This window comes from Helicobacter labacensis (assembly GCF_003660285.1).
GTDB lineage: Bacteria > Campylobacterota > Campylobacteria > Campylobacterales > Helicobacteraceae > Helicobacter > Helicobacter labacensis.
In genome coordinates this window covers 12372-37131 of sequence record NZ_QXQQ01000007.1, presented here as the reverse complement: position 1 = coordinate 37131, position 24760 = coordinate 12372, and the positions used below count along the sequence as shown (strand labels likewise).

Annotated in this window: 27 protein-coding genes, 1 other RNA gene and 1 pseudogene; 19 read left to right on the top strand and 10 right to left on the bottom strand. The window is 48.1% G+C overall.

What is annotated here, in order from left to right; all coding sequences use genetic code 11:
• The first annotated feature begins 2 nt into the window (after positions 1-2).
• The 3 genes from EAO33_RS03565 to EAO33_RS03555 all read left to right on the top strand — a co-directional run bounded on the left by EAO33_RS03565 (position 3) and on the right by EAO33_RS03555 (position 3811).
• A complete protein-coding gene (locus tag EAO33_RS03565) occupies positions 3-236 on the top strand; it encodes a hypothetical protein (RefSeq protein ID WP_120945063.1) in 234 nt (77 codons plus the stop codon).
• A 45-nt stretch (positions 237-281) separates the two neighbouring features.
• Positions 282-1286, top strand: coding sequence for an HNH endonuclease signature motif containing protein (locus tag EAO33_RS03560; protein ID WP_120945061.1), 1005 nt, complete (start codon positions 282-284; stop codon positions 1284-1286).
• Between the two features lie 77 nt (positions 1287-1363).
• Positions 1364-3811 carry an FtsK/SpoIIIE domain-containing protein gene (locus tag EAO33_RS03555; RefSeq protein ID WP_120945058.1) on the top strand — a complete coding sequence of 816 codons (2448 nt, stop codon included), beginning with the start codon at positions 1364-1366 and terminating at the stop codon, positions 3809-3811.
• Between the two features lie 16 nt (positions 3812-3827).
• Here EAO33_RS03555 and EAO33_RS03550 read toward each other — a convergent pair whose 3' ends face one another.
• From EAO33_RS03550 to lepA, 7 genes are all read right to left on the bottom strand, one after another.
• Positions 3828-4139: a hypothetical protein gene (locus EAO33_RS03550; protein WP_120945056.1), complete on the bottom strand. Its 312-nt coding sequence runs from the start codon at positions 4137-4139 to the stop codon at positions 3828-3830.
• The gene (gene rsmH / locus EAO33_RS03545; protein ID WP_120945054.1) at positions 4127-5008 is read right to left on the bottom strand and encodes a 16S rRNA (cytosine(1402)-N(4))-methyltransferase RsmH; all 882 of its coding nucleotides are present in this window, start codon (positions 5006-5008) and stop codon (positions 4127-4129) included. The genes EAO33_RS03550 and rsmH overlap by 13 nt, the downstream gene beginning before the upstream one ends.
• A 12-nt stretch (positions 5009-5020) precedes the next feature.
• An RNA gene (gene rnpB, locus EAO33_RS03540) (RNase P RNA component class A) lies at positions 5021-5342 on the bottom strand.
• A gap of 38 nt (positions 5343-5380) precedes the next feature.
• A complete protein-coding gene (locus tag EAO33_RS03535) occupies positions 5381-5746 on the bottom strand; it encodes a hypothetical protein (protein ID WP_120945052.1) in 366 nt (121 codons plus the stop codon).
• Between the two features lie 55 nt (positions 5747-5801).
• The gene (locus EAO33_RS03530) at positions 5802-7025 is read right to left on the bottom strand and encodes a hypothetical protein (protein WP_120945050.1); all 1224 of its coding nucleotides are present in this window, start codon (positions 7023-7025) and stop codon (positions 5802-5804) included.
• Between the two features lie 197 nt (positions 7026-7222).
• Complete coding sequence (locus EAO33_RS03525) at positions 7223-7969, bottom strand: carbonic anhydrase family protein (RefSeq protein ID WP_120945048.1); 747 nt, start codon at positions 7967-7969, stop codon at positions 7223-7225.
• Positions 7970-7980: 11 nt separating this feature from the next.
• A complete protein-coding gene (gene lepA / locus EAO33_RS03520; protein ID WP_120945046.1) occupies positions 7981-9774 on the bottom strand; it encodes a translation elongation factor 4 in 1794 nt (597 codons plus the stop codon).
• 73 nt (positions 9775-9847) lie between these two features.
• On the opposite strand from lepA, the gene EAO33_RS03515 reads away from it, so the two are divergent.
• The 7 genes from EAO33_RS03515 to gmhA all read left to right on the top strand — a co-directional run bounded on the left by EAO33_RS03515 (position 9848) and on the right by gmhA (position 14890).
• Positions 9848-10171, top strand: a complete 324-nt coding sequence (locus tag EAO33_RS03515; RefSeq protein WP_120945044.1) for a hypothetical protein — start codon at positions 9848-9850, stop codon at positions 10169-10171.
• Positions 10171-10728, top strand: a complete 558-nt coding sequence (gene rsmD, locus EAO33_RS03510; protein ID WP_120945042.1) for a 16S rRNA (guanine(966)-N(2))-methyltransferase RsmD — start codon at positions 10171-10173, stop codon at positions 10726-10728. The genes EAO33_RS03515 and rsmD overlap by 1 nt, the downstream gene beginning before the upstream one ends.
• A gap of 11 nt (positions 10729-10739) precedes the next feature.
• Positions 10740-11285, top strand: a complete 546-nt coding sequence (gene fliL / locus EAO33_RS03505; protein ID WP_120945040.1) for a flagellar basal body-associated protein FliL — start codon at positions 10740-10742, stop codon at positions 11283-11285.
• Positions 11282-11641: a holo-ACP synthase gene (acpS, locus tag EAO33_RS03500; protein WP_120945038.1), complete on the top strand. Its 360-nt coding sequence runs from the start codon at positions 11282-11284 to the stop codon at positions 11639-11641. The genes fliL and acpS overlap by 4 nt, the downstream gene beginning before the upstream one ends.
• A 284-nt stretch (positions 11642-11925) precedes the next feature.
• Positions 11926-12903: an ADP-glyceromanno-heptose 6-epimerase gene (rfaD, locus tag EAO33_RS03495; protein WP_120945036.1), complete on the top strand. Its 978-nt coding sequence runs from the start codon at positions 11926-11928 to the stop codon at positions 12901-12903.
• Positions 12897-14351: a D-glycero-beta-D-manno-heptose-7-phosphate kinase gene (gene rfaE1, locus EAO33_RS03490; protein WP_120945034.1), complete on the top strand. Its 1455-nt coding sequence runs from the start codon at positions 12897-12899 to the stop codon at positions 14349-14351. The genes rfaD and rfaE1 overlap by 7 nt, the downstream gene beginning before the upstream one ends.
• Positions 14321-14890 carry a D-sedoheptulose 7-phosphate isomerase gene (gene gmhA, locus EAO33_RS03485; RefSeq protein WP_120945032.1) on the top strand — a complete coding sequence of 190 codons (570 nt, stop codon included), beginning with the start codon at positions 14321-14323 and terminating at the stop codon, positions 14888-14890. Before rfaE1 ends, gmhA begins: the two co-directional genes overlap by 31 nt.
• Positions 14891-14992: 102 nt before the next feature.
• Here the strand turns inward: gmhA and EAO33_RS03480 are convergent, their stop codons facing one another.
• Positions 14993-15430, bottom strand: a complete 438-nt coding sequence (locus EAO33_RS03480; RefSeq protein WP_120945030.1) for a copper resistance protein CopD — start codon at positions 15428-15430, stop codon at positions 14993-14995.
• A 128-nt stretch (positions 15431-15558) separates the two neighbouring features.
• On the opposite strand from EAO33_RS03480, the gene EAO33_RS03475 reads away from it, so the two are divergent.
• Positions 15559-16566: an outer membrane protein gene (locus EAO33_RS03475; protein ID WP_407920462.1), complete on the top strand. Its 1008-nt coding sequence runs from the start codon at positions 15559-15561 to the stop codon at positions 16564-16566.
• Here EAO33_RS03475 and sppA read toward each other — a convergent pair.
• The gene (gene sppA / locus EAO33_RS03470; protein ID WP_120945028.1) at positions 16563-17411 is read right to left on the bottom strand and encodes a signal peptide peptidase SppA; all 849 of its coding nucleotides are present in this window, start codon (positions 17409-17411) and stop codon (positions 16563-16565) included. The genes EAO33_RS03475 and sppA overlap by 4 nt on opposite strands.
• Before the next feature lie 53 nt (positions 17412-17464).
• Between sppA and EAO33_RS03465 the strand changes: the two genes are divergently transcribed.
• The 8 genes and pseudogenes from EAO33_RS03465 (at position 17465) to EAO33_RS03430 (ending at position 24092) form a co-directional block, all read left to right on the top strand.
• A complete protein-coding gene (locus EAO33_RS03465) occupies positions 17465-17680 on the top strand; it encodes a hypothetical protein (protein ID WP_120945026.1) in 216 nt (71 codons plus the stop codon).
• Positions 17681-17694: 14 nt separating this feature from the next.
• Positions 17695-19036: pseudogene (locus tag EAO33_RS03460) on the top strand (MFS transporter).
• A gap of 139 nt (positions 19037-19175) precedes the next feature.
• Positions 19176-19946: an ATP-binding protein gene (locus tag EAO33_RS03455; protein ID WP_120945024.1), complete on the top strand. Its 771-nt coding sequence runs from the start codon at positions 19176-19178 to the stop codon at positions 19944-19946.
• A 1-nt stretch (position 19947) separates the two neighbouring features.
• Positions 19948-20958 carry a TerC/Alx family metal homeostasis membrane protein gene (locus tag EAO33_RS03450; RefSeq protein ID WP_120945022.1) on the top strand — a complete coding sequence of 337 codons (1011 nt, stop codon included), beginning with the start codon at positions 19948-19950 and terminating at the stop codon, positions 20956-20958.
• Positions 20952-21764, top strand: a complete 813-nt coding sequence (locus EAO33_RS03445) for an ATP-binding cassette domain-containing protein (protein ID WP_120945020.1) — start codon at positions 20952-20954, stop codon at positions 21762-21764. Before EAO33_RS03450 ends, EAO33_RS03445 begins: the two co-directional genes overlap by 7 nt.
• Positions 21761-22390, top strand: coding sequence for a class II aldolase and adducin N-terminal domain-containing protein (locus tag EAO33_RS03440; RefSeq protein ID WP_205589491.1), 630 nt, complete (start codon positions 21761-21763; stop codon positions 22388-22390). The genes EAO33_RS03445 and EAO33_RS03440 overlap by 4 nt, the downstream gene beginning before the upstream one ends.
• Before the next feature lie 2 nt (positions 22391-22392).
• A complete protein-coding gene (locus tag EAO33_RS03435) occupies positions 22393-23235 on the top strand; it encodes a sulfatase-like hydrolase/transferase (RefSeq protein ID WP_120945018.1) in 843 nt (280 codons plus the stop codon).
• Positions 23232-24092 (top strand): phosphoethanolamine transferase, encoded by an 861-nt coding sequence (locus EAO33_RS03430; protein WP_120945016.1) that lies wholly within the window; start codon positions 23232-23234, stop codon positions 24090-24092. Before EAO33_RS03435 ends, EAO33_RS03430 begins: the two co-directional genes overlap by 4 nt.
• Here EAO33_RS03430 and EAO33_RS03425 read toward each other — a convergent pair.
• Complete coding sequence (locus EAO33_RS03425) at positions 24089-24754, bottom strand: outer membrane protein (protein WP_235853032.1); 666 nt, start codon at positions 24752-24754, stop codon at positions 24089-24091. The two genes, EAO33_RS03430 and EAO33_RS03425, sit on opposite strands and share 4 nt — an antisense overlap.
• Positions 24755-24760 lie beyond the last annotated feature (6 nt).

The window sequence follows — 24760 nt, the reverse complement described above, 5'->3', positions numbered from 1 at the left end:
CCATGCATTATGATGGCATCACTTTGTTTTTACAGAGTTTGGAGAGTCAATTTTTAGAGGCGATGAATGACGAGCTAGGGCATAAGCTGAGTGTGGAAGTCTTTCATCCCATGTGCAACCTGACAAACCACTTGGAAAATTTGGAATACGAAATCCGCAACACCAAACAGATCATTGAAAATTGCCTAGAGGAAGCTAGGGATTTGGTCAAACGCGCCCAAAGCATCAACCCATAAGGCAGAGCATGGACGCTAAAATGAATCGCATGCTTGGGGGTTGGTATGCCTGTTAAGGTAGACACGCAGCAAGCGCGCCAAGTCATCGCGCAAATGTGCTTTTTTAGAGATGATTTGCACCAAAAAAGGCATGATTTTTTGCAGGAATTGCAAGAGTATTATGAGAGCATTAGTGAGGAGCACTTTAAGACTAGGCATCTTTTAGAGGAGGCTAATAGGGGGTTAGCAGCGGCTAGGGCTTATGAGGCAGCTTGTGAAGCAGCCCTAGCTGCAGCCGATGAAGAAGATGAGGCACAAGCACAAGCAGATCTTGATGCAGCGATCGCCATACGCCAACTATGGGAACAAAAAGTCGCCCTTTTAAAGCAGGCTTTAGAAATTTACACTGAGCAGATCAAGCGCATCGAGAGCCAAATCTTAGAGGAGGCTTACCAGCAAAGCAAGAATCTATTGCTGGATTATAATGAGGAGCATAACCGGCTATGCCGCCGCTCTGCTCAGGCTATCCATATCATTGAAAAACAATACAACAGACCCCCACCCTCGCTCCCATCCGCACTCTATGCTTTTTTTGCCCACCTAGAGGCTTTACAAAAACGCTTAGACCCCAAGCTCAAAACAGCCAAAATCCAAGAAGCCAATGCCAAGTATCAAGAATTTTTAGAGGAACGCAAGCAGGAGTTTATTACAAGCCCTGATAATACCCTCCAAGTTGGCTTTAGCGAACTAAATCTGCCTTTATTCCCTGCGGTGTTTTCTACCACCATAGGTTTAGATCACTTGAGCGAGGAAAAACCTATGGTGGTCTTTCGCGCGCTCAAAGCCTTGCAAAAAGCCCTAGAGGAACGCTCTTCTTTACAAGAACTCTTTAATGAGGAGGAACAATTACAAATCAACAAGGGCATTACCCCTAAGGGTTATTTATGGCATTTTGATGGCAACCCGCCTTTAGGCACGATGCAATTAGTGCGCGAAGAAATTTTACTCAAAGTCCCCCACACGAAAGGATACCCCCTATGGCAACAAATAGCAACACAGCTCAATACCTAAATTGGGATTTTTGTGATCCCCTTGCAAACAAAAACCACGCAAGCTAGACTTGCACACACCAAATTTTAAGGATTAACATGGACACTCTCTTACAAGATTTGGACCTAGCTCTTAAAAGCGTGCGCTTTGAAAACGCGCCCATGTCTAGGATTCAGGAGAATTTACACAAGGTGCAAGATCGCATTAAAGAAATCCGCGCGATCCAGCCCCAGCTAGGCGGAGAATTGCACGCCAACCATGGCAAGCAATACCCAGATTTTTTAGCCGTGGGCTTGTATGAAGTGCGCGATGGGCATGCCCATGAGAGTTTTGAACCCTTTTATGTGCCCAAATCCTATGCCTTCCCACCCCCCACCCTCTATGGAGATAGCGAACAAACCCCGCGTTTTATGCGCGAGGCGTTGATGCGCTTGATCTCAGCTGTGCCCCTCACGCATTTAGAAGTTGTGTTGGTGGACGCGCTCAGTCTAGGAGGGCTGTTCGCGCTGGCGCGCAGACTGCTCAAAAAAGACAACGATTTTATCTACAAACAAAAGATTCTCACAGAGGGCGATGAGATCAAAGAGGCTTTAAAAAGTCTTTATAGCTACTTGAAAGCCAATTTACAAGAAAAATTAGCCAACTACAAGGACTTCATGCATTTTAACCGCAATAATCCGGACATTTTAGAAGTGCGCGCCTTGTTTTTGAGTGGGGTAGATGCCCTAGATAGTCAGAGTTTGCACTATTTGCAAAAGATTGTGCGTTATGGACCCTCTAATGGGGTGCTATGCTTTATCTACAGCGCGCAAGAGGGCGAAGCCTCTGTAGGGCTAAAAGCCTTGCAACAATATTTGCACGACTACGCGCAGAATTTCCAAGCCCTGCCCCCCCACTTAGAACAACTCAATTTACAAGTGGTGCATGATTTTAGCGTGGCACAAGAACATTTAAACGCTTTTGCGCACGCCGTGCAACAATACTACATTGAGCGCAAGCAAGTGAAGCGCGAGATAGACGCGTTGCAAAGACCCCAAGAGTTTTGGAGCAAAGAAAGCACCTTTATTGTGAGTGTGCCTATTGGCTGGGATAGCGATCATAGAGAAGTGCTCTTTGAGATTGGGGGCGATCAAACCCAGCATCACACTTTGGTGTGTGGGCGTAGTGGGAGCGGGAAGTCTAACTTTTTGAATGTGCTAATCCAAAACTTAGCCTATTATTACTCCCCGGATGAATTGCGCCTCTTCTTGTTGGACTACAAAGAGGGCGTGGAATTTAACGCCTATGCTAACCCCATTTTAGAACATGCCATGTTAGTGAGCGTGCAATCTTCTGTGCCCTATGGGATCACTTTTTTAGAATGGCTCAATGCAGAGATGACACGCCGATCGGAATTGTTTAAGACAAGCGGAGTCAAGGATTTTAAGGGCTACCGCCACAACGCCAAGCAATCCATGCCAAGAATGGTTGTTATCATTGATGAATTCCAAGTGCTCTTTGCAGAGGGCATGGGTAAGGAAAGCGACCGGGTGGGGCAATTGCTCAACGCCTTGCTCAAAAAGGGGCGTAGCTATGGTATCCATTTGATCTTTTCCACCCAAACCATGCGCGGGACTGCGATTCCAATATCTATGAAAGCCCAGATAGGTAACCGCGTGGCTTTAGCAATGGACGCAGAGGACAGCGCATCGGTTTTAGCCAATGATGCCGCTTGCGCGCTTAAGGGAAGCCCAGAGGGGATTTACAATGACAATGGCGGGCATCCTATTTACCATGTGTCTATGACAATCCCCTATGCGGCTAATGAAAAATTGCCTGCCTTCATCCAAAAAACCAACCAAGCCGCTCTAGAACAAGGCACGCAAAAAGTGCCCCACAAGCTTTACAATGGGGAAACTCCCATTAGCATGCCCACAGATTTAAAAGTGCAGGGGTGGGCATTGCAACTAGGCGTAGATGTGGATTATGAGCAAAAAGAATTTGTGCTCGAGTTTGCTAACACCAGCCAAGCGCACTTACTCATGGTAAGCCATGACCTAGAAGCCCAAATGACTTGGCTAAAAATCCTAGGTAAAAATTTGCAAACAACCGGCAAGAAACTTTATTACTACAACGCCAGCAAGCAAATTGCCGTGCGCATGGCAGAATTGCAAGATTATGGCATTGTAGCCACCCACACCAGCGCGCAACTCTTTGAGGAAAATATCGCCCCGGGGAGTTTCATCCTCATTGACTCCTTAGATGAGGCGCAGGACTTGCATAGCAAAAAAATCGGTCTAGCCAAATGGCAGGCGTTTTTAGAATTGGCGATGGACAATGAACAGCACTTCATCGTCTTTGCGAGCAACTTAAAAAAGATCACCGCTAATTTTGAGCTCAAGTCCATGCTGGATTTCTTTGGCTATAGCGTGGTGTTTAAAAGCAATAAGGACAATTTGGACAAGGCAACCTCTGCAGAGATCAGAGCCGAGTTACACCCCTTAAACGCGCGCTTTTTTGACAAAGCCAGCGATTTGTATAGGGATTTTAGACCCTATAAAGTCTAAACCCCTTTGGGGGGGGCTAGGGCATGTTCTCTATGGTGTATTTGTAGCGTTGTTGTTCTAACTCCAGCTGGAGTTGGCGTTTTTCTTCTTGCAGAAGGTTTTCTTGACCCTTGAGCTTTTGAATCGCGCGACTGGTGTAGTAGATGTTGTTAGTCAGGTAAATCTTGGGCGCGAACAGCACTAGGGATAAGATCAACCCCACGATCGCTATGAGCAACCACGCGATGGGAATACCTTGGTGTTCGCGGATTTGATCGCTAAATAGCGCGTCTCTCTCTTGTGCGCTAGCGCGCAAACGCCTCTCTTCTGTATGTTCTAGGGCTTCCATGGATAACCTTGAAAATGAAAAATACGCATTTTGGCGCTCCGGGCTCTGGGGTTTTGTTGCAATTCTAGCGCGCTGGGGGTGATGGGCTTTTTGGTTAAATTTGTCCCGCACTCTAGCGCGAATTTTTTAAAGGCGTGCTTGACTTGCCCATCTTCTAAGGAGTGGAAAGAGATAATGGCTAGTAATGCGTGTTGTAAGCCTTTGGCATATTCTAAGAGCGCGCACAAATTCCCCATTTCGTCATTGACTTCTAGGCGGATAGCTTGGAACACGAGAGTGGCGGGGTGGTGTTTGTGGCGTTTTAGGTGCGCGCTTAAAAAGCTGGCTAAGTCTTTGGCTTCTTCAAAGGGGCGTTTGTGCCGTCTTTGGACGATGAGAGAGGCGATCTTTTTAGCCCCACGCACCTGCGCGCGCTCTAGCACGCATTCCAACTCATAGGGGCTGTAGTGGTTGATCACTTGGCGCGCGCTCAAAGAGGCGTTAGTGTCCATGCGCATGTCTAAAGTGGGCGCGTTAAAACCAAAACCCCGCGTGTTGCTCTCCAGCTGTAAAGAACTCACCCCCAAATCGGCTAACACCCCATCACAGCGCGCCCACACCCCCTCTTGGATCAAGGTGGCGATGATGTCTTTATAAGCACCATAGCGGTATGTAAAACGGGGAGTATAATCTGCTAGGCGTTCTTTGGCTAAATCCAGGGCTTCTAAATCGCGATCTATGCCCACCACGCGCAAATGCGGGTAGGCTTGCAATAGCCCTAGAGTGTGTCCGCCCAGACCCAAGGTGCAGTCGATCAAAAGGGGGTTTTCAACGCGCCCTAGGGGGGCGAAGGCGTGAATCACTTCTTGGAGTAAAACGCTTTGGTGCATGCGATCCTTCTTAAAAGGGCATGGGCATAAGCCGAGTTCTGTCGTGGGTGGTTATTTATCTAGGATGGGTTTTACAACCCACCTCATGCGAAGTGCTTTGTTTAAGACTATTACCATGCACTTCTTGCTACAGATTGGGTTTACCTAGACCAGCCCCAATTACTTGGGGTGCGGTGGGCTCTTACCCCACCTTTTCACCCTTACTCTAAAAGAGCGGTTTGTTTCTGTGGCACTTTCCCTTAGCTCACGCTAGCCATTTGTTAAATGGAATCTCGTCTTAGGTAGCTCGGACTTTCCTCTTTGGTTTCACCCAAAGCAACCACCGCCCATGCGCGCGCCATTGTAACAAATCTTAACTTAAGGCACGCGCGTTTAGATGATGACATCTAAGACATGGGGCTCTAAAAAGCCCTCTAGCTCCTGAGTGTTTTGCAAGGCGCGCTCCAAAGCGCGATCGCTATAGTAATGCCCGTGGTAGCAATGCTGTTTGTCGCCCATACAACGCGAATCGCTCTGCTGTTGGGGTGGGGGGTTGTGCTCTTGGGGGGGGCTTTGATCCTTGTCGCGATGGATTGCCTTATTCTTTTCTAAGGCACGGGTTTCTTGCACCACCTGCAAGCGTTCTAAAAACTCCTTGTGGTTTTCTTGATCGGATTTAGGCAAAGCGTTCTGGTAGACAATGGAGCCAAAGGGGGCATTCTGGTTGACATGGGTAACATTGCCGGTAACATAGGACATGCACGCCTCCTTACTTTGACTCTAAATCGGCGTTAATGCGCTCCTATTGATAGCTTTATTTATGCACCTTATGCACCTTGGATAAGATGAAATTGAGCAGATCGTAGCTATCTAGTGCCACGGTGAAGTAAACTTGGTAGGAATCTTGGGTGGTGGCATAGTCGCTCATCAAATTGTAGACAAATTGGGTGCGGATTTTAGCAAAAGAGCTTTTAAACTCGTAGTAAATATCCAGACGATTGTAAAGGGGGGCTTGAAAAAAAGGCACGCCACGATAAATGGGGGTGGGGCAATAGTCTTTCGAACAGATGAGATTCACATGGGCGTATTTGCTATAGTAGAAATCCTCCCCATGCTTACTAGCAAAGAAGAGATCGCTTATCCCAAAGCCCCTAAATTGAATATGACTCTCCACAAATAAACCCGTGCTGATTCTAAAGGGCTCGGCTATACCGATACGGCGCAGGCGTTCTAAATTACCCAACACGCCCACAGAGAAGTTCAATGCCTCCATAAAGGGGGCGCTATTGAGCAGATCGCTTTTAGCATAGGCTTGGTAGTAGAGTCGATCCAGCAAGTAGATAGAACCATGCCTAATCCCGCTCACAGGGTGGGGCCAGTTGAGCAAGAATTGATCTTCTACATGGAAATACTCCGCATTAGCCCCAATTTTCAAAAACCCCTGCAAAGTGGAGAGCTCACTAGCTCCCATAAAACTGAAGCGATCCATGCCATTGCCTAGCGCGTTGCGCCCGTATTTACAGGTGTAGCAATTCCCCCCAAACCAATCTAGTAAAAACTCCGCCTCTATGCGGGTGTCTTTATAGGGGTTGGAGGGGGGGTTGTATTGCAGGGCAAATCCACGCGCGTTGGGATCAGAGAACCAGTAGTAAGGCGCAAAGACATTTAAGGGGTAATGCCCAATGAGGTATTTTCTAGGGAAAATCCCCCCATAGAAATTAAAAGACTTGGCGCGGGCTTGGTAGTAGATGGTAGGTCCCCATTTGCTAGGGAAGTTCATCTGGTAGGTGTGGATATTTTGGAAGAGGAACGCCCCAACCATGAGTTTTTGCTCCACACGCCCCAAATCAAAGGCGAACCCGACTTCAGGGGTTAAGCGGGTGCTTAAAGTGGTGTTGGTGTTGGGCCAATAGGTGGTGGAACCCTCGTGATCCATGATGAAGAGATGAAAGCCCAAATCATAGCGCATGTAATCCTTGAACCCTTTTGCATAGGAGAACACAGCCACACACAAGAGTAACACAATCCCTCTTAGCATTCTTTCCCTTTTTGAGCCGATCAAACTTGGCATTATAATATAAATAAATTTAAGGGCTTAAGCCTTGTTAGCAGGAATGAATCCCTAGAGTTGTTATGCTAAATAGGGGTTTTGTTGACTAGCACATCTATTAAACGATCACTAAAACGCGCTACCGCTTGGAACACAAGCACCGCGCATGCGCGCCTGCAAAGATCTTAGGGTTCGCGCAAGATCGCTGAGCTTTTGACAATCACGCTATTGTAATCCTTTTGGGGAGGGCGACGGTTTTTGATGTAGTGCATGATCTTTTGCAACTCTTCTAGCTGTTCTTGGGACACGCTCAAGGTTTCTTCAATGATGAACCATGCCACGCCCTCCGTGCAGGGGGGAGTGGTTAGCGAGCCATTGAAGTGGTAGTAACTAATGCTGGGGGGCAATAGAGTTTCTAAATCTAAGTCGCTAGGGACTTGCTTGTGCGCGTAAGCCTCCAGTAACCGGGCGATCAAGTCATTGGGTTGTCCAATCTCAAAGCCAATCCCTAGCACCAATAAGAGCCCACTGCTGTCTTTGTGCACCAAATGCATGCTCAAAGGTTGGCGTTGTTTGTGGATGCTAAATTCCATCGGGGTGTGGAAGTGCAGATTCACCAAGTTGTAGACATGGTCGCGATAAATCACATGGTTTTTAGGAGAGTTGAATTTGGCTACGAAGGTGTGGTGTGAGTAATCCAAAGAGATAGGGCTAGCGTCCGCTTGGTAAAACACCCCCAAATTCTCCTTATCTGGGGCGTTGTAATAGTGTTCTATGTCAATGGGGGATTGGTTTTTCCCGCTTTTGCACAATTCGTAATCCTTGTGCAGATGCCCCCATTGGCTGGGGGCACTAGGGTGCTGGTAGCTCCAATGGTGTGATTCAGCAGCCCATAGGCTCAAAGGCGCGCATAAGAGAAGATAACGCCACATCAAAAACTCCTTTAATCAATTTTCAAGATCGCCAAAAACGCCTCTTGGGGAAGATGCACTTTTCCGATGGCTTTCATGCGTTTTTTACCTTCTTTTTGCTTTTCTAATAGCTTGCGCTTGCGGCTAATGTCCCCCCCATAGCACTTAGCTGTTACATTTTTACCTACAGACTTGATCGTTTCGCGCGCGATGATCTTATTGCCAATGCTAGCCTGCAGAGCGACTTCAAAGAGTTGTCTGGGGATGAGGTTTTTAATGCTCTGCACTAAAGCCTTGCCCTTTTCATAAGCCCTACTTCTCTCTACAATGCTACAGAGCGCGTCCACCACCTGCCCCCCCACGCGGATGTCTAGCTTGATCAAGTCCCCTTCTTGGTAGGGCGCAGCCTCGTAGTCAAAGCTCGCATAGCCCTTTGTGCAAGATTTGAGTTTGTCATAAAAATCCATCACGATCTCATTGCTGGGGATCAAATAGGTGAGCAAGACGCGTTCTTGATTCAGGTATTCCATTTTTTCTTGCACCCCGCGTCTTTTACTAAGAAGGTTGATGAGATTGCCCAAATAAAGACTGGGCGTGATGATATGGGCGCGCACAAAGGGTTCTTTAATGCAGACAATACTCCCCTCAGGGGGCAGTTGGCTAGGGTTTTGCACCAGCAACACCTGAGAGTTTTGCAAATGCACCTCATAGAGCACCGTGGGCGCTGTGGCGATCAAATCCAATTTGAACTCGCGCTCCAAGCGTTCTTTGATCACCTCCATGTGCAATAAGCCCAAAAAGCCCACCCTAAAGCCAAAGCCTAAAGCCGCGCTACTCTCTGGCTCAAACTGCAAGGCTGCATCGTTGAGTTGGAGTTTATAAAGGGCTTCTCTCAAGTTCTCAAATTGATCGCTCTCAATGGGGTAAAGCCCGGCAAAGACAAAGGGTTTAGCGGGTATAAAACCCTCTATGGGGCTAGCAGTGGGGTTGTTAGCGTCCGTGATGGTGTCCCCCACGGCGATGTCTGTGAGATTCTTAGAACCCAAAGCGACAATGCCAATTTCTCCGCACTCCAAACTAGGGCTTTGGGTTTTGTGCAGGGGGTGGGGGTAGTAAAGCCCTAGCACGCTGTGGCGTTTTTGCGCGCCCATCACTAAAACCTCCTGCCCCACTTCCAAACGCCCCTCTTTTAAGCGCACCAAAGCTAACGCGCCCAAGTAGTTATCAAACCACGAATCGTAAATGAGAGCCTTTGTGGGCGCGCTAGGGTCCCCATTTGGGGGGGGGATTAGCTTGATGATTTGTTCTAGCAAGGCCTCAATGCCTATAGCATTTTTGGCACTCACACAGCACGCCTGCGCGCAATCTAGCGCGATCGTGTCCTCAATGTCCTGCTTGATCGCCTCCACATCGGCATTAGGCAGATCAATTTTATTGAGCACGGGTAGAATTTCTAGGTGGTTGTCCAGGGCGATGTAGACATTGGCAATCGTTTGGGCTTGCACCCCTTGGGTGGCATCCACGACCAATAAAGCCCCCTCGCATGCGTGCAAGGAACGCGAAACTTCATAGCTAAAATCCACATGCCCGGGGGTGTCTATGAGATTTAGGATGTAATTAACGCCTTGGAAGAAATAGCGCAAGCGCACCGATTGAGCTTTGATCGTGATCCCGCGCTCTTTTTCAATCTCCATGGTGTCTAGCACTTGGTGGGTCATCTCACGCGCATCTAGGGCGTTGCACGCGCTAATGAGGCAATCAGCTAAGGTGCTCTTGCCATGGTCGATGTGGGCGATGATGGAGAAATTGCGGATGTGTTCTTGCACGCGCTTTGCCTTTGGTAAGCATTTTCAAACTCAAGATATGCAATAATAGCACAACGCGCGTAAAAGAAGAGAGATGAAAATAGCCCTGGATTGCCATTCTTTGCTCTTAGGCTGTGTGCTTAAATCCTATTTGCAGGATTTCTTGTGCGCCCCAGAGCATTGCGACTTCATTTTGAGCGATCACCCTGTGGATAAACCGGTGAAGACGACTTTTTTGATCAGTTCGCTAGAGGGCGCGCATGTCAGTGTGCCTTTCACGCGCGAGAGTCTGCTAGAATCCTTGCAAGAACTCTACACCCAAAAAGCCCAAGCCCAAAGTTTGGAGAGCAGGGTGCAAGCCTTGTTAGGGGAATACACCCATAAGCTTTTGGATTTGATCCAAGAGTACCGCCCCTAATGCCTGCTTTTAGAATTTTAAGCGGGGTGTGTAAGGGCATGCCCTTGTTATTGCCCCCCAAGAGCATTAGCCGTCCCACTAAAGCCCTAGTGCGATCTTCGCTCTTGAATGTCTTGCGCCCCTGCATTGCCTCTAGCGCTTTTGTGGAAGTCTTTGGAGGGAGTGGGAGCGTGGGTTTGGAGGCTCTGAGTTGCGGGGCACAAGAGGCGCTATTTTTTGAGCAAGACATGCAAGTGTTTGCCCTCTTGCAAGCCAATTTGCGCGCTTTTAAACAACGCTATAAACAGCCCCTCAAGGCGCGCGCAATCCGGGGCGATGGGTTGGCTCTTCTAGGCTCTTCTTTAGCGCATTTGAGCGCGCCCCAGATCATTATCTATTTAGACCCCCCTTTTGGCGCGCTCCAAGCTTGTTTGGATAATCTAGCGCATTTAGCCCTGAGGGGGGCGTTAGTGATCTTGGAACACCAAAGTGGCGCGGATGTGCCTGCAAAACTGGCTAGCTTGAGTATAATCAAGTCTTGTAAGTTTGGGCGAACCACTTTGAGTTATTACAATTAGAAAGGATTGGCATGGCAGAAGAAGCAAAAGCGCCTAAGAAAAGCAAGGCGATGTTGTTTGTGGTGATGGGCGCGGTGTTGGTCATGCTCATTTTGGTGGGCGTGATTGTGATCTTATTTATGGGCAAGAGCGCAGAACAACCCCCTGCTCAATCCCCCATACAGGGGAACAAACAAATGCATAACACACCCATGGGTGGGGAGGCTGAGGGAGGGAATAACTTAATGGTGCGCTCCTCAGATTATCTTTCCCTAGGTCCGCTCTATCCTTTGAGTGGACCCTTTGTGGTGAATTTAATCAGCCAAAATGGACGGCGTTATCTCAAGGCTAGCATCTCTTTAGAGCTCAACGATCCCAAATTGCTAGAAGAGGTGAAGGTGAAAGAAACCGCTATTAAGGACACGATCATAGAGATTCTCTCCTCTAAGTCCATGGAGGAAATTTCTACCTTGAAGGGCAAGAACAAACTTAAAGAAGAAATCCGTAGCAACCTCAACAGCTTCCTCATTGATGGTTTTGTGAAAAATGTCTTTTTTACCGATTTTGTGATCCAGTGATAGGTATCGATCTCATCTCCATTGCGCGTGTTAGCCAAGCCCTAGCGCGCCACCAACAACGCTTTTTAAACCGATTCCTCTCCCCTAGCGAACAAAGCCTTTTTTTAAAACCCGCTTCTTTGGCTGGAGCATGGGCGGCTAAAGAAGCTTGCGCAAAAGCTCTAGGCGTGGGGATTGGAGCCCAGCTAGGCTTTCTAGACATCCATCTTGACAAGGATCATAGGGGCGCGCCACGCATCTCTTTGAGTTCTGAGAAAATGCGCGCCTTTGGGGTATCAAGCTTGCATGTGAGCATCAGCCATGATGGCGGCTTTGCGCTGGCTTTAGTAGTTGCAAAAAGCCTAGATATTATTTAACATAGTCGTAGTAGTAGAGGGCGTGAATATGTGAAAAAGTCCTTGTAAGCGCGTAATTTAGGCACTTTGGCATGGGATGAAACAAGGCTAGAATATTCACATGTTGGCACAAAAAAAGAAATTTTAGGGGATTTTAGAGGGCTTTTTGGGGTGTATTTTGGCTGTTTAGGTGGCGTTTATGAGAACACATGTGAAAACATGTGAACAGTTTAGGGCGGACATGGGAAAAATCTTGGTGTCTTTTTGGTGGTGTTTGCATGTTATAATGGAATCAAAGGATTAGCATGGCTTATATTTCTGACACTCTGGCGGGGGCGCGCATTCTCATCACGGGCGGGGGGGGCTTTATAGGGAGCAATCTAGCCCTTTATTTCCAGCAACACCACCCCAAGGCGCAAGTGGTGGTGCTAGATAGATTTAGAGAACACACACCCCCTAGCACGAGTCTAGGGCATTTTAAAAATTTGGTGCATTTTAAAGGGGAGGTGCTAAGCGCGGACATCACAAGCGATTTAGATCGCATAGCCAAGCTAGACTTTGATTATCTCTTCCACCAAGCTGCCATTTCTGACACCACAAATATTAACCAGAGTTTGATCTTGCGCACCAATTACCAAGCCTTTTTAGACTTGCTAGAGATCGCCAAGAGCAAGAACGCGCGCGTGATCTACGCCTCTTCAGCAGGAGTTTATGGCAACACTCCCGCGCCCAATGTGGTTGGGCAGGGTCAAGAGCCCGAGAATGTCTATGGGTTTTCCAAGCTGTGCATGGATAGGCATGTGTTAAGCGGGCGTTGTGGGCTTGGTGCCCCCATTGTGGGTCTGCGTTATTTCAATGTCTATGGTCCTGGGGAGTTTTACAAGCATAAGAGCGCGTCCATGATCTTGCAATTAGGTTTGCAAGCCCTCAAACACCAAGAGGTGAAACTCTTTGAATTTGGAGAACAGCAACGCGATTTTGTCTATATTGAAGATGTGATTCAAGCCAATGTCAAGGCGATGTGCGCCTTGACTAGCGGGGTTTACAATGTGGGTTATGGGAATAGCCATAGCTATAATGAAGTCGTCCACCTACTCCAACAAGAATTAGGCCACTTCAAGGTGCGCTATATCAAAAACCCCTACGCCTTTTTCCAAGCGCATACCTGCGCAGACATTAGCACCACCAAGCAGATTTTAGACTACCAGCCCGCCTACAATTTGCAAACCGGAATTAAGGCTTATATCCCTACAATTCGCGCGTTGGCGCAACACGCATGTTAAACCTGCGTTTCCAACCCTCTAAAATCCCCCATATTGTGGTGGTTGGGGATATTATTGTGGATCACTATGTGTGGGGGGTTAGCGAGCGACTCTCTCCTGAAGCCCCCGTGCAAGTGGTGGAGGTGTGCGAAGAGAATTATCGTTTGGGCGGGGCGGGCAATGTAGCAGACAATTTGGTCGCTTTGGGCGCGCGTGTGAGTGTGTGTGGGGTGGTGGGGGCTGATGAAGCCCAAGTGTGGTTGCTAGCCCGTTTAGCCCAGCTTAATATCCACGCCCAAGGGGTGTTAGTTGATCCTGAGCGCCCCACTTGTAAAAAAAGCCGGGTGATGATTTCCAAGCAACAAGTGTTGCGCGTGGATCGAGAAAGCAGGCATGCCATTAGCCCCGCTTTAGAGCAGGAGATTTTAGAAATCGCCACCGCGCTTTTAGACCAAGCAGACGCGTTGGTGCTCTCTGACTACAACAAGGGCATGCTCAGCGCGCGCTTGTGCCAAACCCTCATCACGCTAGCCAACCAAGCCCACAAGCCCGTTTTGTGCGATCCTAAGGGCAAGGATTATTCCAAATACAGCCACGCCACTCTCATCACCCCCAATAAAAGGGAAGCCCAGATCGCCACGGGTTTAGAGATCAACAATGACGCGCGCCTGCAACAAGCCCTAGAGCATTTTAAACAGGCTTTCCACATCACCATCCCGCTTATCACCCTAAGCGAGCAGGGCATGGCTTTTTTAGATCATGGCAATCTAGTTAAAATCCCCACCATTGCCAAAGAAGTCTATGATGTGAGTGGGGCAGGGGATAGCGTGATCGCTGCTTTAGCCTTTTGTTTGGCACTAGGTTTTGATCTGCACCAAGCTTGCGCCTTTGCTAACGCGAGCGCGGCGGTGGTGGTGGGCAAGGTGGGGAGCGCGCATGCCACCTACGCGCAAGTGCTAGAATTCTTGCAACGCCACTACTACCAGGGGCAAAAGATCTTAGATCGCGCCACGCTAGGGCATATTTTGCATGGCGCACAGCCCAAGCGCGTGGTGTTCACCAATGGGTGTTTTGATCTATTGCACCGTGGGCATGTGTATTACTTGCAAGAAGCCAAGAAACTAGGGGACATTCTAGTGGTGGGCTTGAATAGCGACTCCTCTGTGCGCGCGCTCAAAGGTCCCAAGCGCCCCATCCAACGCCAAGAAGATCGCGCCTTTGTGTTGGCCGGTCTAGAATGCGTGGACTTTGTGGTGATCTTTGAAGAGAAAACCCCCTTGGAGTTGATTCGAGCTTTAAAGCCCCACATCCTAGTTAAGGGGGGAGATTACCAAGGCAAAGAAGTCGTGGGGAGCGATCTAGTTGATGAGGTGGTGTTGATCGATACGCTGGAGGGCAGGTCTAGTAGCCGCCTTATGCAAAAAATCCAAGGACTTGTATGCAAACCTTCATCCAAACCCAATTCCTAGCCCATATCCAAACCGCCCAAGACACTTTAAACGCGCTGGGCGCAGAGATAGAGGGGGCTGTGCTCTTGCTCATAGAAGCCCTCAAGGGGGGCAATAAGATCTTGATCTGTGGAAATGGGGGGAGTGCGGCGGACGCACAACACTTTGCCGCGGAGTTAACGGGGCGTTATAAAGCCCAAAGACAGGGGCTAGCAGCCATCGCCCTGAGCACGGACACTTCCGCGCTCACCGCCATTGCCAACGACTATAGTTACAGCGCGGTCTTTGCGCGCCAAGTGGAAGCCTTGGGTAGAAAGGGGGATTACTTGGTGGGGATTTCTACAAGTGGCAATTCAGACAATGTGCTACTAGCCTTGCAGAAGGCTCAAGAGTTGGGCTTGGGCACTGTGGGTTTAAGCGGGAATCAGGGGGGCAAAATGCGCGCGCTGTGCGATTGCCATTTAATCGTGCCCAGTAACGACACGCCTAGAATCCAAGAGATGCACATTTTGCTCATCCACCTATTATGCGATCGCATCGAGCAAGCCTTCCTTGGGTAATCTTTAACCCCACGGGCAAAGGGGCAAACAACCACCAAATAGGATAACCAAGCCTGTAGATGCCTATCCAATACGCCTTAAAGCCATAACCAAGCACAAAATTTAAACAAACCACATCCATTTCGCGCAAACGACAATCCCCACACCCAAGATCAACACAAGGGGGTGGATAATGGGGGCTAGGGGATTGGGCTTGTTGAGGAATTTACACGCCAAAGAGAAGATCACTAAAGTGAAGATCACACAAGCTAGGGCAACTTTAGAGAGCAGGAGTTGCTGGAAAGGGGTTTCTAGCCACCCTTTTTCTCCCCCCACATAGTTGCTCAACATCATCCCCCCTGTCAGCAAGAGGAGCAACACACAAATGGGCATGATCTTGATCGCACGCGATCCAATCGCCTGTTCGATCTTGCTGGCTAACTCAGGCGCAAAGAACTTCAAAGCGCGCGAGAGGATCACCACATCAAAGAAGAGATAGCCTAAAAAAATAATGGCGCAAAATAAATGCACCAACAAGGCGTAAGGATAAAGCGCTTCCATAACACAACCCCATCATTGAAATAAACACCATTATAGCCTAAAAACCCCTTGAACTTGATCCCCACAGAAAGTTTTGCTATAATAAAAAATACTTTATTGTAATACTTATTTAAGGAATAGTGGTGATTTTGGTAGTTAAAAAACCTTTACAAGTATTATCAACGAGCATGCCCTATGGAATGTGGCTATTTTTGGGGCTGTGCGCGTTGGGGCATGCCGAGAAAAACGCGCCCTTTGTAGGGATTAGTCTAGAAGTGGGGCGGGCAGATAAAAAGCTAGTGGGAGAAAAAAACGGGCATCTTTTCCAAGTGCCCCAGGGCACAGTGAAACTCAGCGCAGCTAAACCAGATACGGGGTATGATAATGGCGTGCCCACAGTGGGAGCCAATGATTGTAACCCGGGGAATTGTAAGGCGGAGTGGACGGACTTGACCATGCTCAGTAACAACGCCACTAACTCCGGACGCAACCAGCCCATGTTTGGCTTGGGTGTGATTGCGGGCTATAAACAATTCTTTGGGAAGAAAAAATGGTTTGGGTTGCGCTATTACGGCTTTTTTGACTACGGGCATAGCAATTTCTCCAACGCCACCGCCTCTAACTACACCAGCGTGTTTTACCTCAACCACGACAAGGTGGACATGTATACCTATGGCGTGGGCACGGACATGCTCTTCAACATCATCAATAAGGACAAATTGGATCTGGGCTTTTTTGTGGGGGTGCAGTTTGCGGGCAATTCTTGGACGACCAATAAGGTAAGCCGGCTCAATCAGGGCTATTTAATCGGCACAGTGGATGGTGAATGTGCGTATATCCCCGATAGTGGTAATCCCTGCCAAGCCAATTACAACGGACCTGCAGTGGGCACCAATGGTGCTATCAATCCGGCCAGTTTGATCACCACTGGTCCGCTTAAAAGCCATGTCAACAGCACGCATTTCCAATTTCTGGTTAATGTGGGGATTCGCACCAATATTATCCAGCACCACGGGGTGGAGTTTGGAATCAAAATCCCTACACTCCCCAATCTCTACTACAAGGGGAGCACTAACAAAAATGGCGACCTCTACACTCTGAGCGAAACCTTTAGACGGCAATACTCCATGTATTTGCGCTACATCTATAGCTTTTAGCGCACTTGGTAGCCCAAGGCTTGGATTAGCGCTTGGCTGGTGGATTTTAACACCTTGTCCATAAACACCTCCCACTTGTCCTTTTGTAACCAAAGAGGTTTTTTAACCCCGCTAAGAGTTTGCAACTCCGCTACTGCCTGCTGGTAAGTGCCAATTTGATCAATGAGCTTGAGATCTAGGGCTTGTTTAGCGCTAAAGATTTTCCCCTCAGCAAATTTAGGCGCGTCCTTGGGGTCTAAATGCCTAGTTTTTGCTACATCGCTCACAAACATTTGGTATTGCGCCTCTAGCAAGTTACTTAGGTATTGCTTCTCTTGGGGAGTCCAAGGGCGCGTAAAAGTGCCCACCTCTTTGTATTGCCCTTTGGCGATCCCTTGGGTTTTGATCCCTAGTTTATCCATTAAGGCTGAAATATCCGCGCCCTCAAAGATCACCCCAATGGAACCAATGAGCGCGCCCCTATTAGCGTAGAGCTTACGCGCCATCATGCCCGCATAATAGCTCCCACTAGCCATCACCCCGCGCACATAAGCCACCACCGGGATTTCTTTGTTTAAACGCGCGATCAAGTCGCTCAATTCTACGCTCGCGCTAATGCTCCCCCCGGGCGAATCGATCACCAAGAGCGCGCCCTTAATATGCGGGTTATCTAGGATCGCCTCTATTTGTTCTTGAAAACTCCCACTTTCAAAAATGGGTCCATAGAGGTGGATGGCAGCTAAGTTAGGGGGAGGTTGGACCTCGTGCTTGCCCCCCCAAAGCAAAAAGACTAACACGCTTAAAAACACTAGGCTTTTAAAATACTTGGTGATGAAATCCAAGGGGGCGGTGATGATTTTAAACACAAAACACTCCTTATAGTCATTTGATTATGTTATAGTAGCAAAAAAGGGGGCGCATGGCGTGTAAATTTTGTCCTAAGATTAGGGGGAGTGATCTCTTATTTGTTGTGGTGGCGGGGATAGCCTTTTATGGGGTTTATAGCTACCAAATGCGCCAAATAGAACAAAACAGCCACGCCCAGCGCGCTAAGGCTTTTGAACAACTCCAGCGCGCCTGTGTGTTTGAGCATAAAAAGGACGCATGCCAACAAGTCTTTAGCCCGAGTCCTTGATGTGAAGGTTTGCTATGTTAAAACAGATTCTGCCCTTAGTCCTTGTGTCTTCCTTGCGTTTTCTAGGGTTGTTCATCGTCTTGCCCGTGATCGCCCTTTATGCTACACATTTCCAAGCCAGTGCCTTCATGATGGGTTTGGCTGTGGGAGGAGCGTATTTCACCCAGATCCTCTTTCAAACCCCTATAGGGATGTTAAGCGACACCTATAGCCGTAAGGCGGTGGTGTTAGGATGCTTGGGGGTTTTTGTGCTAGGTTCTTTAATCTGCTTTTTTGCCTCCAATATCACTTGGCTGGTGGCAGGTAGGTTAGTACAGGGGATGGGGGCGATGGGGGGGGGTATTGAGCGCGATGGTGGCTGATGAGGTGGCTGAGGAACAGCGCACGCATGCGATGGCTTTGATGGGCGCGGGGATTTTTATGAGCTTCACGGTTGCGATGGTGATAGGTCCTAGTGTGGGTATGGCTTTTGGGGTTAAGTGGCTATTCTTACTCACCGCGCTATTGAGCTTGGGGGCGATGGCTTTGATGCTAAAAGTGCCCAACGCGCCCAAAATCCTCTACGCTCTCAAAGAAAAGCCCAGTTTGCAAGCCGTGCTCCAAGATAAGAATATTTTCATCATCAGTAGCTGTTCCTTCTTTGAGAAGTGCTTGATGACCTTGATCTTTGTGTTGATCCCCTTGGCAGTTGTGCATGAATTTAAAATGGATAAAAGCGCGCTTTGGAAGATTTACACCGCTGGGGCGTTTTTGGGCATGTTGAGCATGGCTCCAGCGGCCATCATCGCTGAAAAATTTGGCAAGGCTAAGGGGGTGCTTTTGGCCGGGGTGCTCTTGTTTTTGATCGCTTATGCATGTTTGGGCTATGCCGATCACAACCCCCAATCCCCCACAAAATGGCTATTTATTGTGGGGATCATGGTCTTTTTTGCGGGCTTTGGCACACTAGAGCCCATCATGCAATCTCTAGCTAGCAAATTTGCTAGAGCGCACCAACGCGGGCTAGTCTTGGGACTCTTTGTAACTTATGGCTATGTGGGGTCTTTTATTGGGGGGTTACTTGGGGGCATGGGTTATACTTACCTAGGCGTGAAGATGTCCGCTTGCATTGTCATAGGGGTATGCGTGCTTTGGGGAGCATTGGTGTTGGCTTTGAACAACCCCAACAAACAACAAAATGTCTACTTCCCTCTAGATGCCTTTGATCGCGAAAAATTCAACGCCTTGGAAGAAATACCGGGCATCATTGAGTGGTATATCAATGAAACCCAAAACACCATCATTGTCAAATACGATGCCTCTTTACTCAGCCAAGAAGAGATCATAGATGCGTCCGTAGCCTTTAGAAAGCCCTAGCCTTGGATGGCGTTGCCACTATGGCGATCGAAGCTGTGGATTTTAAGGCTAAACAAAACGACAAATCCCCATTTTGTTGGAGTTTTGCTATAATCCTGTGGGCGTGGGAGGGGGTTTCACTCCGCTTTAAAGGGCTAGAATGGTTTATAGCATTAGTAAGAAGATTCTCAATATTGTGGGGCGCACTAACGCCACCTACAATTTGATCAATGAGGGTGATCGCGTTTTAGTGGGTTTGAGCGGAGGCAAGGATTCGATTTTGCTCTCTTGCTTGCTCGCGCGCATGAAAGCCCATGCGCCTTTTTCTTTTGACTTCAAGGCTGCCACGGTGCATTATGGCTTGAAAGAAGATTTAGCATGGCTTAGTGATCTGTGCGTGGAACAAAAAATTCCTCATGAGATTCTCTACACCAATATCGCCCAAACTATTAGAGAAAAACGGCGCGAAAAAAGCTCTTATTGTAGTTTTTGCTCACGCATGCGTAGAGGGGTGCTTTACAACTACGCTTTGGAGCAGGGTTATAATAAGCTAGCCATCGCCCACCACCTAGATGACGCGGTGGAGAGTTTCTTTATGAATTTTACTTACAATGGGAGCTTGCGTAGCATGCCCCCCATTTACAGGGCTGAAAATGGGTTATTTGTGATCCGCCCGCTGATTCACATTAGAGAACGCCAGAGTATTGACTTTGTGCGCTCCCAAAATATCCCCACCGCCCCGGATTGCAACTGCCCAGCTAAACAGCCCGATTCAGACAAACCCCCCATTGCCAGATTAGCCACTAAACATTTTTTACAAGAAATGGAGAGGGATAACCCCACTCTCTTCACTTCACTCAAAAACGCCTTTTGCAATCTGCACGCCAATAGCTTTAGCGATGGGGCGTTTTTGGACGCACAGGGGGCCTAAAATGGGCTTAGATGTGTTGGTGTTTTTAGCCTTTATGCTTACCGCGTTAATCATTGACTTCAAGGCACACCAAAACGATCAAGAGATCACCTTGAAAAGCGCGGGGCTGTGGTCGCTCTTTTGGGTGGGCACGGCTTTAGCCTTTGCGCTTTATTTACTCTGGCATGATGGCAAAGCGAGCATGTCGCTCTTTTTAACCGGCTATGTGCTAGAAAAAGCCCTCTCTGTGGATAACCTCTTTGTGATGATGGCGATCTTTGCGTGGTTTAATGTGCCTGAAATTTATCGCCACCGCGTGCTTTACTATGGCATCTTAGGCGCGGTTATCTTTAGGCTCATTTTTGTGTTGATCGGAAGTGGGCTCTTGCATCTTTCTGCCTATGTGGAAATTCTCTTTGGGGTGCTGGTGGGCTATAGCTGTGTGGTGATGCTCAAAAACCAAGCCCAAGAGGAAGAAAAGATAGAGGACTACTCAGAACACCTAGCTTACAAGCTGGTTTATAAATTTTTCCCGGTCTACCCCAAGCTAGTCGGGCATGATTTTTTCATCCACAGAAAACGCTTGGGGGCACTAGAGCGCGGTTTAAAGGGACAGGAAGTGAGCGACTTGCACCACCAAAGTGCCTATGCCAAAGCTAAATACATCGCCACACCCCTGTTCTTATGTTTGGCTGTGATTGAGTTGAGCGATGTGATGTTTGCCTTTGATAGCGTGCCTGCCGTGATCGCGGTGAGTAAAGAACCTTTGATCATCTACAGCGCGATGATGTTTGCCATTTTGGGCTTGCGTAGTCTGTATTTTGTTCTAGAAGTGTTGAAGGGCTATTTGGTGTATTTAGAAAAGAGTGTGATCGTGGTGCTGGGCTTTATTAGCCTCAAGCTCATTTTAGGGGCAAGCAAACATCTCTTTGGGGTGGGTTTGGAGATTGGTCCTAGCGCTAGCCTCTATGTGGTGCTGGGCGTGCTGGGCGCGGGGGTGCTTGCTAGTTTGATCAAGCCTGCCAAGTGCTAGAAATCCAGCTACAAAAAGAGCTCATGGGCGCGCAAGGTCCCTTTTGCCTAGATGTGCGCGCCAGTCTGCCTTGCGGGCAAATTAGCGTGCTCTTTGGGGCATCTGGAGTGGGAAAAAGCACGCTTTTGCGCCTCATTGCTGGGCTAGAGTTGCCCGATGTGGGAGTTTTGCGCTTTAAGGGTCAGCTATGGCTAGATACCCAAAACAAATTCTGTCTAAGCGCCCAGCAACGCCCCTTGGGCTTTGTGTTCCAAGATGGCGCGCTCTTCCCCCATCTTGATGTGCGCGCCAATATTTGTTTTGGGAATGACGATCCGCGCATTTTTAAGGAAGTGGTGGGTTTAATGGGGCTTGGAGGCTTGTTGCAACGCTCTATAAACACCCTTTCAGGCGGGCAAATCCAGCGCGTTTCTCTGGCACGCGCTTTGGTGCGCGCCTTGAAAACCCCCAACGCGCTATTGCTCTTAGATGAACCCTTGAGCGCGCTAGACATCCCCACGCGTGCCAAGTTACAACATGAACTCAAACACCTAAGCGTGCATTTCAAGCTGACCACTTTATTAGTTACCCACGATTTGCATGAAACCTACAGCCTAGCCGATCACATCTTGCTCATACGCGCCCATCAAGGGGTGCACCGCTGTGAGGTGGGCACTTTTGAGATGCTCTTAGATCAGCTCCATGTGCAGGGCTCTTTAACCACAGTGCTGGCTAAAGACGCGCACACCTTAACTCTAGCCTTGCGCGCTCCGCTTGGGGTTAACCCGGGCGATGTAGCTTGGCTGTATTTTAAAGGTTTGGCGTGAATGTATTAGTGCGCGAAGTGGATGGCTTGTTATTGAAGCAACTGCATAAGATGTCGCTGTCCATGTTTAGGCAGGGGCTATTTGGCATCTTCAAGGGCTCTATCTCTGCGCGGGTGAGCGCGCGGCGTTTTGTGATCAACAAGCGCGATGCCATTTTGGACAATTTAGACGCGGATTCTCTAGTGGTTTGTCAAGATATTCCAGATTACCGCTGGCAAGAAGCCAGCAATGATACGCCCATCCACGCGCGCATTTACCAACACTTTGATGAAGCCCGCTTTATCGCCTACGCGCGCCCCCCCTATGCTATCGCCTACTCTCTCACCCACACGCATTTAATCCCCCTAGATTACTTGGGGTGTGCCTTCTTGGGACAAAAAATAGAAATTTACGATCCTAAGAATTACAAGGATTGGCAGGGGCGCGCTGCTACGGATATTCTGCGTTATTTGCAAGAGAGCGCGCAACCCTATATCTTTATCAGGGGGTGTGGAGTTGTGGCTTATCACCGCGAATTGCATGGTTTGCTTAGGATTTTCGATCTCTTGGAGGGTTCATGCCAAATCTTGCAACTGAGCAATATGATGGATCACGCTTATGAAAATGATAGACGCTTTGAGGTGTAGACATGCGCTTAGATAACCGCTTCTTTTTGATGTGGCTAGCCCCAGTGGTGGCGAGTTGTTTCTCTGCAGAGGCGCAAACATGGGGAGAGCTCCTTTGGCACGCGCTCAAAGTAGCCTTTTATGGGTTTTTGGTGTTCTATGGATTTTATTTTTTCTTGAGTTTTATCAAGCCTCAAAGTTTGGCTAAATGGCTAAAAAACATGGTGTTGGTTTTGGGCTTGAGTCTTAACTTTATAGATTTCTTTGCCTCTTACTACTTCCACATGGGCTTTACCCCCTCTCTAGTGGGCACGCTATTAGCCACTAATATCAGAGAAAGCCAAGAGTTTTTATCTAGCATGGTCTTGCCTCGCATGGGCTTTATTGTGGGGTATTTAGTTGTTTGCGTGGGTTTCTTGTATTTTGTGCGCTTTGAATGGGTGTTATCCATGCGCCAACACCTCAAAACACTTGCAACCCTTTTTGTGTTATTTTGGGCGCATATTTTGAGCAATTACTACCTACAAGGCTTGCATGGGGTTTTTATCGATCCCAATATCACAACACGAGTCATTCCTATAGTCAGAGAGATTTCTGCCATTGTTGAAAATCTCAAAAACCAGCAAAGCAGAGCCATTTACCAGAGTTTTAAACAACCCATCCCTAAGGACTACTTGGGTATAGATTCTAGTAGCGTGCCTAATATCGTCTTAATCATCGGCGAAGGCGCGTCTAGGAATTTTATGGGGGTTTATGGCTATGGCGTGCCCAACACGCCCTTTTTGAGTGCCTTAGTAAAAAAAAGAGCAAAGAGAGAGAGAGAGAGAGAGAGAGATCACAAAATTTATTTGTCTTTGATGATGTGATCTCAGCCTTTGCTAACACCTATAGTGTGTTTGAAACACTGCTCAATTACGCCGACATGGAGCATCATTCCATCCCTTGGTTCCAACAAAAAAACCTAGGCAGGATTTTTAATTTGGCAGGCTATAAAACTTTTTGGATTGACGCGCAAGATGATTTAAGCAGAAACAATGTCTTTGCCTTTGTAGCCCACCCATTTATCCACAAATACTGGGCAAATGGCGCTTTTGATATCCAAAACAGCACCCAAGATGGGTGGACTTTAGAGGTCTTTAAAGATCATGTGCAACCCCAACTCACCGCTAAAAATTTTATTGTATTCCACCTCTTTGGCAGCCATGCCATCTACAATAGACGCTTCCCCAAAGCTTATGCCAAGTTCACCCCGGCAGATATTCCTTACCAAGGTTTGCACATCAAAGATGAGAAAGACAAACAGATCGTAGCTGATTATGTGAACTCGCTTTACTATACTGATCATGTTTTAGAAGAAATCTTTAAACTCTTTGAAGACGAGGACGCGTTAATTATCTATCTCTCTGATCATGCAGAAGATGTGTTCCAAACAGACAACAGCTATGGGCATCGCTGTTCTGTTTATGGCGTAGAAATCCCCTTTGTGATCTATGTTACTAACACCTTCAAACAAAAACACCCCCAAAAAGTGCAACAACTCGCCCAAGCGGTGCACAAGCCCTTTATGAGTGATAATCTGATTCACACCCTTTTACCCTTAGTGGGAATTCACACAAAGGATAATATTGAGAGCAAGGATTTATTGAGCCCGCAATTTGATAGCATGCGCGCGCGCAAGGTGTGCGCGCAGGTCAAGTATGTTAAACGATCCCACCCCCATTAGAAATTATAGACATAGTGGACATAAAATACCAAGCTTCTTTGGAAGGTTAAACCGCTAACTCCCCCATTGACCAAGGTTTTAAAGTAGTAGTTACGCACAAAGGGGATTTTCATGCCCACTTCAAAGCCATGGTGCTTGTTGGTGTTGACTCTAAATCCCCATGAGAAAGGCACCTGGAAGTAGCTGGGGTTCATGATCGTATTGGGGTAGCGCAAGAGGCTTTTAAAAGCAGCCGCTTGGCTGGTGCTCCACGAACTCCCTGCAAAAGCCAGCCCTACAAAAAAGCCCGCCTGAAGACGCACATTGTCTATAAAGTCGAAGAGATAATCCGCGCCTACGCCATAGATATTGTCATTGAGGCGGATCCCGTTGAAAGTAGGGTTGTCATAGCCATAACTATAAAACGCATAACCACGCACCCCATGGCGGCGCTCTCCCTTGCCAAAGAAGTATTTATACCCCCCTTGTAAAGAGAGCCCATACATGTTGCTCTGCCCTCCTACAATCCCCAAGCCCTCAGGCACGCCAAGACTCCCCGTGATCGTGGTTTTTACCAAGCTGTATTGAAACCCCGCGCTGGCATAAAATCCATTCCTCTCTGCCCCCAAGCTCCCCACCAAGCCAGCCAACACCACCGCCATCTTTACCGCCTTAAAACGCATCATCTC